Below are 14,578 nucleotides of genomic sequence, written 5' to 3'. Positions count from 1 at the left end.
CGCGACGGATCCGTCGTCGCGGCGATGTCGCCGAACCCGACGGTCGAGAAGATGGTGAGCGAGAAGTACAACGCACCCATCCGCGTGAGGGGTTCGGTGAAGTAACCCGGATCAGTTTCGGACATCAGGCAATATCCTGCCGAGAACCCGAGCAGGTAGAGCGGCAGGATCAGGGCCAGTGCCTCGATCGCCTGGAGCGCCGGTACGTCGGACTCGACGATCCGCCAGATCTGCCAGCCCGCGACCAGCGCGACCACGAGCAAGCCGCCCGCCAGGAAAAACAGGGCGGACACTTCCCCGAGCGACGTCCACGGCAGAGCGAAGTAGACCACCGTGCACAGGAAGACGGTGACCAGCGGGCGCAGAACCGCACGCAGCAGAAGCCGTCGGCGCTCACGTCTGGTGAGGTTGCGAAAATCGCTGGCGCGTCGCATCAGATTCCTTTGGACAACTGTGCAGGTGAGACCGGATATCGAGCGCCATCCTCGTCTTCCGCGGCCGAAAGTCGGGAGCGAAATCCGTTTGTTTTCTGTAACGTTCAGATAACAGTCGCCGATTCAACGGGCAGGGATTCCCCGCTGAACAGGGCGTTCCGACAGAGACAGCAGGTCACGCGTCGAAAACGTGAGGGGGTGTGTGTGATGGGTATGTCCTTGGGGATGTCGACCGGTGCGGCCGGTGTGGGTTCCGCCCTCGTCACCACCGCCTCCAACGGTACGCAGAACGTCGAGTTCCGTTACCTGTCGGCCGATCAGGCGCACACCGACCTCGGCGACCTGGTCCGTTCCTCCATCTCACTGATGACCACCCAGGTTCCTGCCGACCCCACCACACCCGACGCGTTCGCTGTCGCGTACCGGACGGCGGAGCAGGCGCATTCGATCCGCAGCGCCGTCAGCAGGCAGCGGCACCGCGTGCATCTCGTGCCCGAGACCGCCGCCACCCTCACCTATCTTCGGCACACCGGCGAGGTCGCCCAGCATGCCACGGTCGCGATCGTCGACTTCGGCGAGTCCGGACTGTCCGTCGCCGTCGTCGACCAGGTCGACGGCACCGTCCTGCACGCCGACCGCACGAGCCACGTGAGCGGCACCGGAATCGACGACCTCGTCTTCCACCACGTCGTCGGCAGGCTCGCCACCCCGCATCCCCTGCGGCACCTGGACCGCGACCTGCTCTCGGCGCGGTGCCGCGTCGCCAAGGAGCAGTTGTCCTCGGAGCCGAATGCGCACGTCGACATCGACCTGCACGGCATCCGCCCGATCGAGATCAGCCGCACCAGGTTCGACGAGATCGCCGCACCGACCGTCCGGGTCGCGGTGGAGTTCATCCGTGCCACCGTCGCGGACTCCCCGCGTCAACCGGACGCCCTGGCCCTGGTCGGTGGCGGCGCGAACATACCCGCGATCACCGCCGCCGTCGCCGACGCGTTCACCGCACGGGTCATCGTGATGCCCGAACCCGACACGGCGACCGCGAAAGGTGCGGCGTTGCTCGCCGTCTCCTCCGCCATCCGCGACTACCCGGCCACCGAGTCGACCCGCCCCGGTTCGGCCGCCAAGGTGTCGGGGGCACTCGTCGGCGCCCTCGTGGTCGGAGGGCTCGTTCTCGGCTACGGCGTGAAGGAACTCGCGCCCGCACCCGACCCCAACGTCTCCCCTGCGGGGACGGACATGTTCCAGACCACCGAGCAGGTCACGACCACGACGTCGGACGAACCGCCCGCCACGCGGATTCCGTCGTACGATCCGACGCCGACGTCGGAGTACTACCCGAATCAGGTTGCCCCGCCCACGTCCGAACCGCAGACGGACCGGACCCCCGAGCAGACGCCCGATTCGACGAGCGAGACCACGACGCCGCGCACCACCACCCCGGTGCCGACACCCACGGCTCCCCCGCGTCCGACGCTGCCCGGAACGAACCCGTCGCAGCCGTCGTGGCCGCACATCGAATGGCCCGCGATTCCGCCGCTGTGGCCGCAGGTTCCGGGAGAATCCACACCGAACGAACCGAGCCCGGGTACGCCCGCACCCGACGTACCGGAAGTAGCACCGCCGCCCACCGAGACGCCCGCCGCGCCCGCGGAATCCACTGCACCCGCGGCGCCCGAAGGGCTCTTCCCGATGATCCCGGCCCCGGGCACCGTTGCTCCGAGTCCCGATGCGGCGCAACCGAGTGGTGCTCAGCCCGGCGAGGCGCTCACTCCCCCGGCCACGCAGACCGTCACGATTCCGGTCAGCTGAACACCTGACTGGTCGCCACCGACAGTCCGGGGTCGCTCGCCACGGTGAGCAGGGACGGCGCGGCGCCGCCGGCGATCAGATGCGCGCCGAGCGAGGCGATCATCACTCCGTTGTCGGTGCACAGGCGCGGTTTCGGCACCCGCAGGGTCAGTCCGGCTTCGGCGCAGCGTTCCTCGGCGAGTGCGCGGATGCGCGAGTTGGCCGTGGCGCCGCCACCGAGAACGAGTGTGTCCACGCCGACGTCGCGGGCCGCGCGCACCGCTTTCATCGTCAGCACGTCCGCCACGGCCTCCTGGAAACTCGCGGCGATATCCGGCACCGAACAGGCCTCCCCTGCCCGCTCCTTGGACTCCACGTACCGTGCGACAGCCGTCTTCAGCCCGGAGAACGAGAAGTCGTGCCGGGCGTCCCGTGGCCCGGTCATCCCGCGCGGGAAGGGAATGGCGTCTCGGTCGCCGTCCTGCGCCGCGGCGTCGAGGGCCGGGCCACCGGGGAATCCGAGGCCGAGGAGGCGGGCCACCTTGTCGAAGGCTTCGCCGGCCGCGTCGTCCACGGTGGTACCGAGTTCGACGATGGGCTTCGCGAGATCCTCGACGTGCAGGAGGTGGGTGTGCCCACCGGACACGAGCAGCGCCACGCACGGCGGCATCGGTCCGTGTTCTAGGGTGTCGACCGAGACGTGACCGCCGAGGTGGTTCACCGCGTAGAACGGGACGTCCCACGCCGCCGCATAGGCTTTCGCGGCCGCGACACCGACGAGCAGGGCGCCGGCCAGACCGGGTCCGATGGTGACGGCGAGAGCGTCCGGCTTGGCGATACCGGCCGCGGCGAGGGCCCGCCGCATCGTCGGGACGATCGCCTCGAGGTGCGCGCGGGACGCGACCTCCGGCACCACCCCGCCGTACCGTGCATGCTCTTCGACGCTGGATGCGACCTCGTCCGCGACGAGTTCGCACGTTCCGTCACCGTTCCACCGGACGATGCCGACTCCGGTCTCGTCACAAGAGCTTTCGATCCCCATGACGATCATTGCACCGGCTCCTCACCCGATCCGGGGCGACGCATCGTGAAGGCGTCCGCACCGCTCGGTTGGTAGTACTTCTTACGGGTTCCCACGATCTCGAATCCTTCACGTCTGTACAGGGCGATCGCCGCGTCGTTGTCGGTGCGCACTTCGAGAAACACCGGGCCACCCCGCGCGTCGGCCACACGCAGGAGTTCGTCGAGGAGTGCCCCGCCGATACCCCGGCGCTGACACGCCGGGTCCGTTCCGATGGTGTGTATCTCGGATTCGGGATGCGAACCGTTGCCCAGCAGGGCGATTCCGGCGTACCCGACGACGTGGCCGGTGTCGTCCCGCGCCACGGTGTAGTGCACGTGCGGGGCGGCGAGTTCCGCTCTGAATGCGCCGGCGCTCCAGGGCCCGTCACCGGCGAAGAGGAGTGTTTCGAGCTCCGCGCACCGTTCGGCGTCCGCGGCCGCCATCGGTTCGATGCGGAATGTCATTTCTTCCGGTCCGCCAGTTCGACCGCGTCCGGGCGCCGCAGGTAGAGCGGTACGAGCGCCGCCGGTGCCGCACCACTGAACAGGGCATCCGCGGCCACCGCGACCAGCCCTGCGGGCGACGGTGTTTCCACGGGTTCGACCGGCAGATCGAAGAAGTCGACGTGTGACGGCGATCCCGCCACCACCTCGGACGGCATCGGCTCGAGCTCGCGCGGCTTCACCACCGCGGGGCCTTCCACTCGCAATCCTGCCGAGTAGCGCGCCCAGTACACCTCACGCCGGCGTGCATCCGTGACGACGAGCAGATTCCGGTCACCGTCCACCTGTGCGGCGATGGCGTCGAGGCTGCACACGCCGTGGGCCGGAATACCGAGGGCGTCGGCGAACGCGGCGGCGGTGGCCATCCCCACGCGCAGTCCGGTGAACGGCCCCGGTCCGGCGCCGACCACCACCGCGTCGAGGTCCGCGGCGACGTGACCCGACTCGGTGAGGCACTCGAGGATGTGCGGGGTGAGCACTTCCGCGTGGGCGCGCGGGTTGACCGTCACGCGCACCGCGAGGGTGTCCACCGCCTCCACTGATGCGGAATCGGCCGAAACCCGGACGACTCCGGCGGTCACGGCAGGCGTGGACGTGTCGATGGCGAGAACAAGCACGGTAACTGAGGGTACTCGCACGTCAGAACCGCTCCCGACACCCGACCCCGTCAGGAAATCCACTCCCAGTGGGCGGTGCGGACATCCGTCTCCGGTTCGCGGCGCAGGCGCACCCGCAGGTGACGATCGGCCAGCTGCTCGGCAATGCCCTCGCCCCATTCGACGACGACAACCGCTGCAGCCAGGTCGGTGTCGAGGTCGAGCGCGTCGAGTTCGTCCAGCGCGTGCGGGCCGCTTCCGCCCAGGCGGTACGCGTCCACGTGCACCATTCCGACCGGTGCGCCCCCGTCGGGTCGCGTTCCCGCCCGGTGCTCCCGCGCGATCACGAATGTGGGCGAAGTCACTCGCCCCTGCACGCCGAGCCCGGCTCCGATTCCCTTCGTCAGTGCGGTCTTCCCCGCACCGAGGGGTCCGTCGAGGACCACGAGATCCCCGGCGACGAGTCCCCGGGCGAGGTCCCGCCCGAACTGCTCGGTCTCCTCCGCCGTCGGCAACACCACGGTCCCGCTCACGGGCAACACTCCCTCTTCAGCCGACATCGGACTGCTCACGCGATTCGTACGTCGCCAGGCCACGATGCAGCACCCGGTCGACCGCATCCGACACCACGGACGGGAACTCGAGCTGCACGAGGTGGCCGGCACCGCGCACCCGCACCAGTTCGGACTCCGGAAGGTCCGCTGCCAGTTTCCGGGAGCTGCCGAACGGGATGATCATGTCGCTGTCGCCGCACACCACGACGGACGGGATGCGCTCGATCGCCTCGAGTGACGCGGACTCGTCGTGCAATTCGAGGGTGCGCAGAAAGTTCACGATGGTGACCACCGACGTCCGGTCCAGCATGGAGTCGGAGAATTTGTGCAGCCGCGGGCTGACGTCCGTGCCGTACGACGCTGCCCGCAGGATCGGGGTGATCAGCACGCGGGCCGCGCCGCGCGCGTGCTGGACGAGTTCGGGCGACGTCCGGACGGCCAGCCGGAAGCCGTCGATGACCGGGTTCTGCAGGTTCCGCGTCAATCCGGTCTCGCTGAGGCCCGCGGCGGCCGTGGCAATCAGGCCCACACCGACCACTCGCGACGCCACCAGGTCGGGCCGCTGCCCGGCGAAGGCAAGCACCGTCATCCCACCCATCGAATGCCCCACGAGCAGAACCGGTCCGGTGGGGACCTTCGCCTCGATCACGGTCGCGAGATCGGCGCCCAGCTGAGCGATGGTGCAGCTCGGCGTGGACGGCACACCCGAATCGCCGTGCCCGCGTTGGTCGTAGAACACCATCCGCACGTCGTCGCCCCACCGCTCGGCGAGCTGGCGGCGCTGGAAATGCCACGACGTCATGTCCAGGCAGTAGCCGTGCATGAACACCGCCGTCACCGCCGCGGCCTCGGGACCGACCTCGCGGACCGCGAGCGCGACGCCGTCCTCGGTGACCACGACACTGCGCCGGTCCCGCGACATCAGCGTGAAGTCCTCGTCACCGTAGATCTCGCGGCCCGGCCGGGTCGCGCTGCGCAGCGCGTTGACACCGGCGACCGAACCGAGCGCCAGCGCGCTCAGCAGGCCGCCGACGAGCCCCAGACGCTTCGACACACCCATGTCCTACGTACCCGTTCCGCCGACGTAACTGCGCACCGTGCGTCCGCGTACCCCCGTCACCACCTCGTAGTGGATGGTGTCGAGTTCGTCGGCCCATGCCTGCGCGATGGGCTCGCCGAGATCTCCGTTGCCGAAGAACACCGCGGTGTCCCCCTCCCGGACTCCCCCGCCGTCCGGTCCGAGATCGACGACCACCTGGTCCATGCACACACGCCCGATCCCCGGCCGTCGTTCCGCGCCCAGCTGGACCTCGAAACGGCCGCTGAGCGAGCGCGGGAGCCCGTCTGCGTACCCGAACGGCAGCAGCGCCACCGTCGTATCCCGTGGGGCCACCCACTGGTGCCCGTAGGACACGCCTTCACCTGCCGCTACCTTCTTCACCAGAGCCACCCTCGATCGCAGTGTCATCGCCGGGCGCAACCCGAACTGACCGAGTTCGGGTACGGGCGACAACCCATATATCGCGATTCCCGGGCGAACCATGTCAAACCGCAGGTCGGGACGGGTCAGGGTGGCCGCGGAATTGGACAGGTGCACCACTTCGGGGATCAGTCCCTGACGCTTGGCATCCGCGATCGCGCTGACCAGTCGGTCGCGCTGGGAATCGATCCAGGCGTGGTGCGGCTCGTCGGCGTGGGCGAGATGCGAGAAGATGCCGCGCAGCCGCACCGAGCCCTCGGCCTGTGCGCGCGCCAGATCGACGAGGACCTGCGCCAGTTCGTCGGGTGCCACCCCGTTGCGGTTCAGTCCGGTGTCGACCTTGATCGTGACGATCGCCGTGACACCGACGCTCCGGGCGGCTGCGACCACCGCGGCGAGGTGACGCGGTGAGGACACGCCGAGTTCGACGCCGGCCGCGATCGCGGGGGCGAAATCGGCGTCGACGGTGTGCAGCCAGGCGAGGACGGGTGCGTCGATGCCCGCGCGGCGCAGAGTCAGCGCCTCCGACACCGTCGTCACGCCCAGTTCCGACGCTCCGGCGGCCAGCGCTGCGCGTGCCACGGGCACCGCGCCGTGGTTGTAGCCGTCCGCCTTCACGACGGCCATCATCGCCGCGTCCCGGGCACTGTCGCGCAGGATGCGGACGTTGTGCGCAATCGCGTCCAGATCGACCACGGCCTCGGCCTGCGGTGCCGGCGCCGCCTGTGCGGGCGCTGCGGGTTCGCTGTGTCCGTGGTCGTCGGCCGGTACTGCTTCAGCAAGCGTCATATGTTCGATCCTGCCATTCACGAGGAGGCCGGCATTTCTTCGGGTGACACCCCCGCACGGAGGACTCTGATCGACTCCCTGAGGTGTGCGAGCAGCGTCCCGGCGGAGATCGGTGCTGTTCCGCGCCCTGCGGAGAGGTCCGCGCGACCGCCACGGGCAGCCAGGTTCGCGGCCAGCGAGTGAGCTCGCGCACCCACCGCGGCGGCCCGCGCCGGGGCGATGCCCGCCGCCATGAGTGAGCCGATGATCCCGGCGAGCACGTCCCCCGCCCCCGCGGTGGCGGACCACGATCCGCCCGCCTCGTTGACGAAGATCCGGCCCCCGGGTTCCGCGATCACCGTGGCCCGCCCCTTGAGCAGCAGGTGAACATCCCAGTCGGCAGCGAGAGCGCGTGCCGACGCCACCCGGTCCGGACCCGGATCCGTCCCCGTCAGCCGGGCGAACTCCCCGGCGTGCGGGGTCAGCAGTGTCGCGGCGGTCCGCGAACGCACGAGGTCCGGGTCCTCGGCGAGCAGGGTCAGACCGTCCGCGTCGACGAGCACGGGCACATCGGACTCGAGCACCGTCCGCAGCGTGCGACGGGCGGCGTCGTCGGTTCCCATGCCCGGCCCGACCACCCACGACTGGACGCGTCCCGCCTTCGCGAGATCGGCGGTCGCGATCACCTCCTGCGAGTGCGCGAGAACCTCGTTCGTGCACGGCCCGGCGTAGCGGACGAGCCCCGACGTGGCCGTGACCGCGGCGCCCGTGCACAGCACACCGGCGCCCGGGTAGCCGTCGCTGCCCGCGACCACCCCCACCACGCCCTGCGAGTACTTGTCGTCGTCGGAGCCCGGCACCGGCCATGCGGCACCCACGTCGGCGGCGTCGAGGGCAGTGATCCCGGCATCGCCGAGCGACAGTCCGATGTCCACGAGCTCGACACGGCCGCAGTGCGCCGCACCGAGCGCGTGGACCGGTTTGAGGGCACCGAATGCGACGGTGACGGCGGCCCGCACGGCGGGCCCGTCGACCGCTCCCGTGTCCGGGTCCACACCGCTCGGCAGGTCCGCCGACACGATCGGGGCCTCGATCCGGTCGACCAGCGCCGCAGCATCGGGTCGCAGCGGCCCCCTGCCGGAGATCCCCACGATCCCGTCGATCACCAGATCGGGCAGGCCCAGCTCGTCCGAAGGGGCGGCCACCCGGCCGCCGGCCGCGGTGAACGCCGCCAGCCCGGCCGCGTGCGCCTTCTCCGGTTTCAGCAGGACCGCGGTGGCCGCGGCACCGCGCTTGCGCAGCATCGACGCCGCCCACAGCGCGTCCCCGCCGTTGTCCCCGGACCCCACCAGCACCGTGATCGTTCGACCGGCGACGCCCCCGGTCCGCGCCCGCAGCTCCGCCGCCGCCACCGCGGCGAGCCCGTGCGCTGCGCGTCGCATCAGCGCGCCGTCGGGAAGAGACGCCAGCAACGGCGCCTCCGCGGCTCGAACCTCGTCAGCGGTGTAGTAGCCCCGCATGGGAACTCCTCGTCGAGAAGGGTCGGTACCGGGCCAGACTACGCTCGACGTCATGCGTGGACGTGGAAGCTCGTGGATCGCCGGAGTGGCTCTCGCCGCAAGCATTTCGATGGCGGGCGCCGTGTCCGGATGCGGTTCGCCGGACAGCGCGCCGCCCGAGCCACCGACCGGACCCGTCGTGCAGGTCGCGAACATGGCGTATGCGCCCGCGACGCTCACCGTCACGGCAGGAGACACCGTCACCTGGAATTTCGACGACCGGGGCGTCACCCACGACGTGGTGGGTGTCGGCGCCGCGAAGAGCGTGCTGCGGAGCCGGTTGATGCAGACCGGCACGTTCACGCACACGTTCACCGAACCGGGGACCTACGAATACACGTGTTCGCTGCACCCCGAGATGACGGGCACCGTCGTGGTCACCCCGTAGGGGCGCGGCCCGGCCACGCCCCTGCGGTCGCTGCTATTCGACGGTGACGGACTTGGCGAGGTTACGCGGCTTGTCGACGTCGTAGCCCCGTGTCTGCGCGACCTCCGCCGCGAACACCTGCAACGGCACCGTCGACAGCAGCGGCTGCAGCAGCGTCGGCGCCGCCGGGATCTCGATCAGGTGGTCGGCGAACGGGCGCACGGCCTCGTCGCCTTCCTCCGCGATCACGACGGTCCGCGCGCCGCGGGCCTGGATCTCCCGGATGTTGCTCAGCAGCTTCGAGTGCAGCACCGCACGCCCCTTCGGGGACGGCATCACGATGATCACCGGCAGCCCGTCCTCGATCAACGCGATCGGCCCGTGCTTGAGCTCACCGGCCGCGAAGCCCTCGGCGTGCATGTACGCCAGCTCCTTGAGCTTGAGCGCACCCTCGAGCGCCACGGGGTAGCCCACGTGGCGGCCCAGGAACAGCACAGTCGACGACGACGCCAGCTCCCGCGCCAAAGCCCGCACCGGCTCGACCGTCTCGAGTACCCGGCTCACCAGGTTGGGCATGGCCTCGAGATCGGCGTACTCGCGTGCGACCTCGTCCGGGTACTTGGTGCCGCGGGCCTGGGCGAGGGCCAGACCGACCAGGTAGTTCGCCGTGACCTGCGCGAGGAACGCCTTGGTCGACGCGACACCGATCTCCGGACCTGCCCGGGTGTAGAGGACGGCGTCGGCCTCGCGCGGAATCTGGGCGCCATTGGTGTTGCACACCGCCAGCACCCGCGCCTTCTGGTCCTTGGCGTGGCGCACGGCCTCGAGGGTGTCGGCCGTCTCACCGGACTGCGAGATGGCCACGACCAGCGTCGACCGGTCCAGGACCGGGTCGCGGTAGCGGAATTCGCTGGCGAGCTCGACCTCCACGGGCAGGCGGGTCCAGTGCTCGATGGCGTACTTCGCGAGCAGCCCCGAGTGGTAGGCGCTGCCGCAGGCGACGACGAAGACCTTGTCGACGTCGCGCAGCTCCTGATCCGACAGTCGCTGCTCGTCGAGAACGATCTTCCCGTCCTGGAAGTGACCGAGCAGGGTGTCGGCGACGGCGGCCGGCTGCTCTTCGATCTCCTTGAGCATGAAGTAGTCGTGGCCGCCCTTCTCGGCGGCGGCGAGGTCCCAGTCGATGCGGAACGGGCGGCCCTGCGCCTCGGATCCGTCGAAGTTCAGAATCGAGTACCCGTCCGCGGTGATCACCACGACCTGGTCCTGCCCCAGCTCGACCGCGTCACGGGTGTGCTCGATGAACGCCGCGACATCGGACCCGAGGAACGTCTCGCCGTCGCCGACCCCGATGACGAGGGGCGTCGAGCGGCGCGCCGCGACGATGGTGTCCGGGTGGTCCGAGTGCGTGAAGACGAGCGTGAACGCGCCCTCGAGCCTGCGCAGCACGCTCAGCGCGCTCGCGACGAAGTCACCGGCCGTCTCGCCCGAGGCGTAGGCGCGGGCGACGAGGTGCACCGCGACCTCGGTGTCGGTGTCGCTGGCGAAGTCGACTCCGTCGTGCTCGAGTTCGGCCCGCAGCGGGGCGAAGTTCTCGATGATGCCGTTGTGCACGACGGCGACCGTGTTGCCCGCGTCACGATGCGGGTGCGCGTTGCGGTCGGTCGGCCTGCCGTGCGTGGCCCACCGCGTGTGACCGATCCCGGTGCTCCCGGTGAAGTGCTCGGCCCCGACCTCGTCGAGTTCGGCCTCGAGATTCGCGAGACGACCCGCCTTCCGCTCGACCGCCATGCCGCCGTGTCCGTCGAGCACGGCGATGCCGGCAGAGTCGTATCCGCGGTATTCCATTCGCCGCAAGGCCTCCACCACAACAGTCAGAGCCTGCCGGTGGCCGACGTATCCCACGATTCCGCACATGGTTCATCAGGGTACTTGGACCGGGCGACGCGGCGAAGTCGGAGTGTGGGCCGCATCGGCTCTCTCGCCGGCCCGTGAATCGGATAACGTTCTCCCCGTGGCGCCGAAACCGAAGACCCTGGCCCGTGAACTGTCCAAGCGAGGACCGCACCGCGTGCTGCGGGGTGACCTCGCACTCGCCGGACAGCCGGGCGTCGTATACACGCCCGAATCAGGCTTCAACCTGCCCGCCGTCGCGTTCGCGCACAGCTGGATGGCAGGTGCCGACCACTACCGGAAGACGCTCGAGCATCTGGCTTCGTGGGGAATCGTCGTAGCCGCCCCCAACAGTGAACGCGGTCCCGTGCCCTCCCACCTGGGCCTCGCCACCGACCTGCGGGCCACCCTCGACATCTGTGTGGGCGTGCGGCTCGGCCCCGGCCAGATCAGCGTGCAGCCCGACCGCGTCGCGTTCGCAGGACACGGGATGGGTGCCGGTGTGGCAGTGCTCGCCGCCGCGCAGCGGGACGTGTCGGCGGTCGCCGCCCTTTTCCCGGCACCGACCGCACCGAAGGCCGAGAAATATGCGTCCAAGATCACAGCGCCGGGTCTCGTCGTCGCCGGTGCCGACATCGACACCATGAACAGCAACGCCAAGGCGCTGGCCGAGGCGTGGGGCGGCGAACACGTCCTGCGCACCGTCAATGGGGCGAAGGAGTCGGGGCTCACCGAAGGACGCCGCCTCCTGGGTGCACTCGGAATCGGCGGTTCCGAGCGGAAGACCCAGCAGATCACACGCGCGCTGCTCACCGGTTTTTTGCTGTATCACCTCACCGAGGACCAGAAGTATGAGGCGTTCGCGAAGGCGGATACCGAACTTCCCCACACCACGCTCGTCGATCCGCACGAGGAGCACACCGACGCCGGATTCAAGGGCGTGCTCCCGCACATCTGACGGCTCCGGTCACACCAGCCAGCTGCGCGGCCGATAGAACTCGTCGTCGTCGAGTGTTCTCGGTTGCGCAGCCGCAGGCGGCGCCTCTGCGGACTCGGTCCGGCCGCGGCCGGACCGGTTCCCCGAGGCTTCCTCGTCTCTGGCTCTGCGCTCGTCGATCCGCTCCCGGAACATTTCCAGGTCGGCTCGCATCTGTGCCCGTTGTGCACGCAACTGTGCGACTCGGTGGCTCACAGCGGCCCGGCCTCGGCCAACTCGGCGCCGCTGTCGAATCCGGCCACGGGACCTGTCGCCAGTTCGGGTGCGGACCGCGGTTCCTGTAGCGGCGGGGCCTCGACGGGTGTCTCGGGTACCGGCTCCTGCTGCACTGACACCACCTGTGGTTGCGGGACGGCGGCGTCGCCGTCCGGCGCAAGGGCCGGTGTGTTCTCGTGGTCCGGGACGTCGTCCGCGGCAGCGCCACCGGGCGTCGGCGCTTCTTCGGTTGTCGCGTTCGGGGCGTCCGCGGCACCAGCGCTGACCTGCGATTCCGGGGTCGGCGAGGCGGGTGCGCAGTCTGCGTCACCGGAGTCTCCTTCGCCGGCAGCGGTTTCCGCTGTGATCTGCGGCAGGCCCTCCGGGCCGATCTCGACTCCGAACCTGGCCGTCCCGCCCTGTCCGTCGCTCATCTCCAGATGAATCCCCTGACCGTCGGCATCGACGGCGAGCGTCCACGACTTTCCGTCGAGGTTCAGTTCGAGGCTCTTGTCGTGTGACGCGCCGTCGGCCGACTCGCCGTCGTCCTCCCGCGGATCGGCGTGTTCGTCGCCGAGGTCCTCGGTGTTCCGTTCCTCGTCGTCCCTGTCGGTGAGGGCCGAGACGGTGTCCTCGATCAACGGGCGAAGGATCGAACCGAGATCCACCAGACCTCCGGCGAGCCCCTGACGCACCAGATCACCGGGGCCGGGAATGCTCCCGAGGCCCGGAGCAGTAGGCATCGGGGGCACGGCGACCATCGGCGGTGCCGCGGCCATCGGCGGTGCCGCAGCCATCGGACTGGTGACCGCGTCCCCGCCACCGGATCGAGGCGGGACGTACGCCGATCCGTCCGTTGCAGGTGCCGCGGCGGGCGCAGTCGGCGCAGCAGGTGCGGGAGCGGGCGCCGGCGCAGCGGTGGGGGCGGTGTCGGCGTGTGGCACCTCGGGCACCCTCGGCGCGGGTGCCGGATCGGTTGTGTCCTCGGGACGAAAACCGGGCTGCACCTCGATCGACCGCGCCTCGGCGATGACGGCGTCGTAGGCGGCGTGCACCGCTTCGGCGCAGTCCGCACACGCAGCGGTGAACTCCTGCTGCTTCTCCTCGTACACGTGGCGGAAGTTCGCGTCGAGCCAGTCCTTGGTGACTCCGGCGGCCCGCCGCACCACGTCGCCACGGTCGAGTCGGCGGAGCGCACCAGCGCCCCCGTCCTTGTACAGGCCGTTGACGTGCCGGTAGTCGTCGTCGGCGAGTTCGGGGAACCAGTAGGACGCGTCTTCCATGCAGTCCTTCGCGGCGGAGTTGTCGCCGTCCTTGCCGTCGGCGTAGATCTGCGCGAGAACGTCGATCTGTGCCGCGCTGTACCCCCCGACCGTCGGCTGGTGCAGAGACACCACCTTGTACGCCTTGGTCGTCACCGCGGCGCTCAGCGTGAGGTTCGCCTCGAACAGCACCTCGGCGAGTCCGTGGAGCCGACCAATGGTGGCGTCCGCCTGGACGTTCTGTCGGTCGGCGGCGTCGATCGCTGCCGCGGCGGCGACTCCGCTCCACCCGGTTCGCACTGCGGCGACGCATCTCTCGTTCTCAACGAGTTCGGTGCGGGCCGTGTCGAGGCTGCGTCCGAGGGTGTCGACGTCGCGGGCGAGTACGTTCAGTCGCATCCCCCGCTCGGCGTCGAACCTCGCGTAGTAGTCGGTGAGTTCGCGAGACTCGTATCCCAGTTTTCTCGCCGCGGGAAGGAACAACTCGAAGAATTCGAGGCCGCGCGCGCCGAGATCGAGCATCTCGTCGGGAACGTTGAGACCATCCGGGCGCAGGTGCTCCCCCAGCGCGTTCCGGGATGCGTTCGCGGTCTGGGCGTCGCTGCCGTCCTCCAACAACGCGGCGTACCGCTGATCGGCGGACGGAGTCCGGTCACGCTTGTCGAGCCCGTACTCGTCGAAGTATGACTGCCACGACTCCTCGTCCTCCTCGCGGGAGGCGGCCCAGGCCTGGAGGAGTTGCTCCTTGTATTCGCGGCTCAGGTTCGGGTCGTCGATCAGCGTTCTCGGATCCGTGGTCACCACTGCACCCCGTTCACGTCGGCGGTGACGTTCGCGTCCGTTCCCGAGTAGCGCGCCGCGGCGGCCCGGAACGCGTGACCGAACGATTCCGCGTCCGCGGCCCACTGCCCGAGCGCGACCTCGACGACGCCGAGGGCGTCACGCACCGCGTCACCCTTCGCGGCGTAGTCGCGACCCGCGTGCGCCCCACCGAATTCCAGCCGGGCGGTCTCGGCGACCTGCTGCCTCAGGACCTCCGCCGACCGCAGCAGTCTCGCGCCCGCGTCCGTCACCACCGCGACGTCCACCTCGAGCCCATCGCTCATTGCCCCACCC

15 protein-coding genes are annotated in these 14,578 nt (G+C 69.9%); 3 read left to right on the top strand and 12 right to left on the bottom strand.

What is annotated here, in order from left to right; genetic code table 11:
- Window positions 1-434: ion channel (locus AZG88_RS38535; RefSeq protein WP_061700652.1), on the bottom strand; the 434-nt coding region annotated here is incomplete at its 3' end.
- Window positions 435-641: 207 nt separating this feature from the next.
- Between AZG88_RS38535 and AZG88_RS38530 the strand changes: the two genes are divergently transcribed.
- Complete coding sequence (locus AZG88_RS38530; RefSeq protein ID WP_005239754.1) at window positions 642-2,246, top strand: Hsp70 family protein; 1,605 nt, start codon at window positions 642-644, stop codon at window positions 2,244-2,246.
- On the opposite strand, the gene tsaD is transcribed toward AZG88_RS38530, so the two are convergent.
- From tsaD to AZG88_RS38495, 7 genes are read right to left on the bottom strand one after another with little or no spacing between them, the layout of a single operon-like run.
- Window positions 2,239-3,276, bottom strand: coding sequence for a tRNA (adenosine(37)-N6)-threonylcarbamoyltransferase complex transferase subunit TsaD (gene tsaD, locus AZG88_RS38525; RefSeq protein ID WP_005239753.1), 1,038 nt, complete (start codon window positions 3,274-3,276; stop codon window positions 2,239-2,241). The genes AZG88_RS38530 and tsaD overlap by 8 nt on opposite strands.
- Entirely contained in the window at window positions 3,273-3,752 is a 480-nt protein-coding gene (gene rimI / locus AZG88_RS38520; protein ID WP_061041844.1) for a ribosomal protein S18-alanine N-acetyltransferase, read from the bottom strand. The genes tsaD and rimI overlap by 4 nt, the downstream gene beginning before the upstream one ends.
- Window positions 3,749-4,408 (bottom strand): tRNA (adenosine(37)-N6)-threonylcarbamoyltransferase complex dimerization subunit type 1 TsaB, encoded by a 660-nt coding sequence (tsaB, locus tag AZG88_RS38515; RefSeq protein ID WP_025432247.1) that lies wholly within the window; start codon window positions 4,406-4,408, stop codon window positions 3,749-3,751. Before tsaB ends, rimI begins: the two co-directional genes overlap by 4 nt.
- A gap of 50 nt (window positions 4,409-4,458) precedes the next feature.
- A complete protein-coding gene (tsaE, locus tag AZG88_RS38510) occupies window positions 4,459-4,947 on the bottom strand; it encodes a tRNA (adenosine(37)-N6)-threonylcarbamoyltransferase complex ATPase subunit type 1 TsaE (protein ID WP_061041843.1) in 489 nt (162 codons plus the stop codon).
- Window positions 4,937-6,001, bottom strand: a complete 1,065-nt coding sequence (locus AZG88_RS38505) for an alpha/beta fold hydrolase (RefSeq protein WP_061041842.1) — start codon at window positions 5,999-6,001, stop codon at window positions 4,937-4,939. The genes tsaE and AZG88_RS38505 overlap by 11 nt, the downstream gene beginning before the upstream one ends.
- A 3-nt stretch (window positions 6,002-6,004) precedes the next feature.
- Window positions 6,005-7,210 (bottom strand): alanine racemase, encoded by a 1,206-nt coding sequence (alr, locus tag AZG88_RS38500; protein WP_005239745.1) that lies wholly within the window; start codon window positions 7,208-7,210, stop codon window positions 6,005-6,007.
- A gap of 17 nt (window positions 7,211-7,227) precedes the next feature.
- Window positions 7,228-8,709 (bottom strand): NAD(P)H-hydrate dehydratase, encoded by a 1,482-nt coding sequence (locus AZG88_RS38495; protein WP_061041841.1) that lies wholly within the window; start codon window positions 8,707-8,709, stop codon window positions 7,228-7,230.
- Between the two features lie 52 nt (window positions 8,710-8,761).
- Between AZG88_RS38495 and AZG88_RS38490 the strand changes: the two genes are divergently transcribed.
- The gene (locus AZG88_RS38490; protein ID WP_043943776.1) at window positions 8,762-9,136 is read left to right on the top strand and encodes a cupredoxin domain-containing protein; all 375 of its coding nucleotides are present in this window, start codon (window positions 8,762-8,764) and stop codon (window positions 9,134-9,136) included.
- A 33-nt stretch (window positions 9,137-9,169) separates the two neighbouring features.
- Here the strand turns inward: AZG88_RS38490 and glmS are convergent, their stop codons facing one another.
- Window positions 9,170-11,032: a glutamine--fructose-6-phosphate transaminase (isomerizing) gene (glmS, locus tag AZG88_RS38485; protein ID WP_005239742.1), complete on the bottom strand. Its 1,863-nt coding sequence runs from the start codon at window positions 11,030-11,032 to the stop codon at window positions 9,170-9,172.
- A 97-nt stretch (window positions 11,033-11,129) separates the two neighbouring features.
- Between glmS and AZG88_RS38480 the strand changes: the two genes are divergently transcribed.
- Window positions 11,130-11,966, top strand: coding sequence for a dienelactone hydrolase family protein (locus tag AZG88_RS38480; RefSeq protein WP_061041859.1), 837 nt, complete (start codon window positions 11,130-11,132; stop codon window positions 11,964-11,966).
- A gap of 9 nt (window positions 11,967-11,975) precedes the next feature.
- Here AZG88_RS38480 and AZG88_RS38475 read toward each other — a convergent pair whose 3' ends face one another.
- The 3 genes from AZG88_RS38475 to AZG88_RS38465 are packed head-to-tail and all read right to left on the bottom strand — an operon-like array spanning window position 11,976 to window position 14,568.
- Window positions 11,976-12,158: a hypothetical protein gene (locus tag AZG88_RS38475; RefSeq protein WP_025432244.1), complete on the bottom strand. Its 183-nt coding sequence runs from the start codon at window positions 12,156-12,158 to the stop codon at window positions 11,976-11,978.
- A gap of 38 nt (window positions 12,159-12,196) precedes the next feature.
- The gene (locus AZG88_RS38470) at window positions 12,197-14,263 is read right to left on the bottom strand and encodes a hypothetical protein (RefSeq protein ID WP_231914342.1); all 2,067 of its coding nucleotides are present in this window, start codon (window positions 14,261-14,263) and stop codon (window positions 12,197-12,199) included.
- Window positions 14,260-14,568, bottom strand: coding sequence for a type VII secretion target (locus AZG88_RS38465; protein ID WP_005239737.1), 309 nt, complete (start codon window positions 14,566-14,568; stop codon window positions 14,260-14,262). The genes AZG88_RS38470 and AZG88_RS38465 overlap by 4 nt, the downstream gene beginning before the upstream one ends.
- Between the last annotated feature and the right edge of the window lie 10 nt (window positions 14,569-14,578).

It is taken from the genome of Rhodococcus sp. LB1 (assembly GCF_001583455.1).
Classification (GTDB): Bacteria; Actinomycetota; Actinomycetes; order Mycobacteriales; family Mycobacteriaceae; genus Rhodococcus_F; species Rhodococcus_F opacus.
This window is presented reverse-complemented; position numbering and strand designations above follow the sequence as displayed.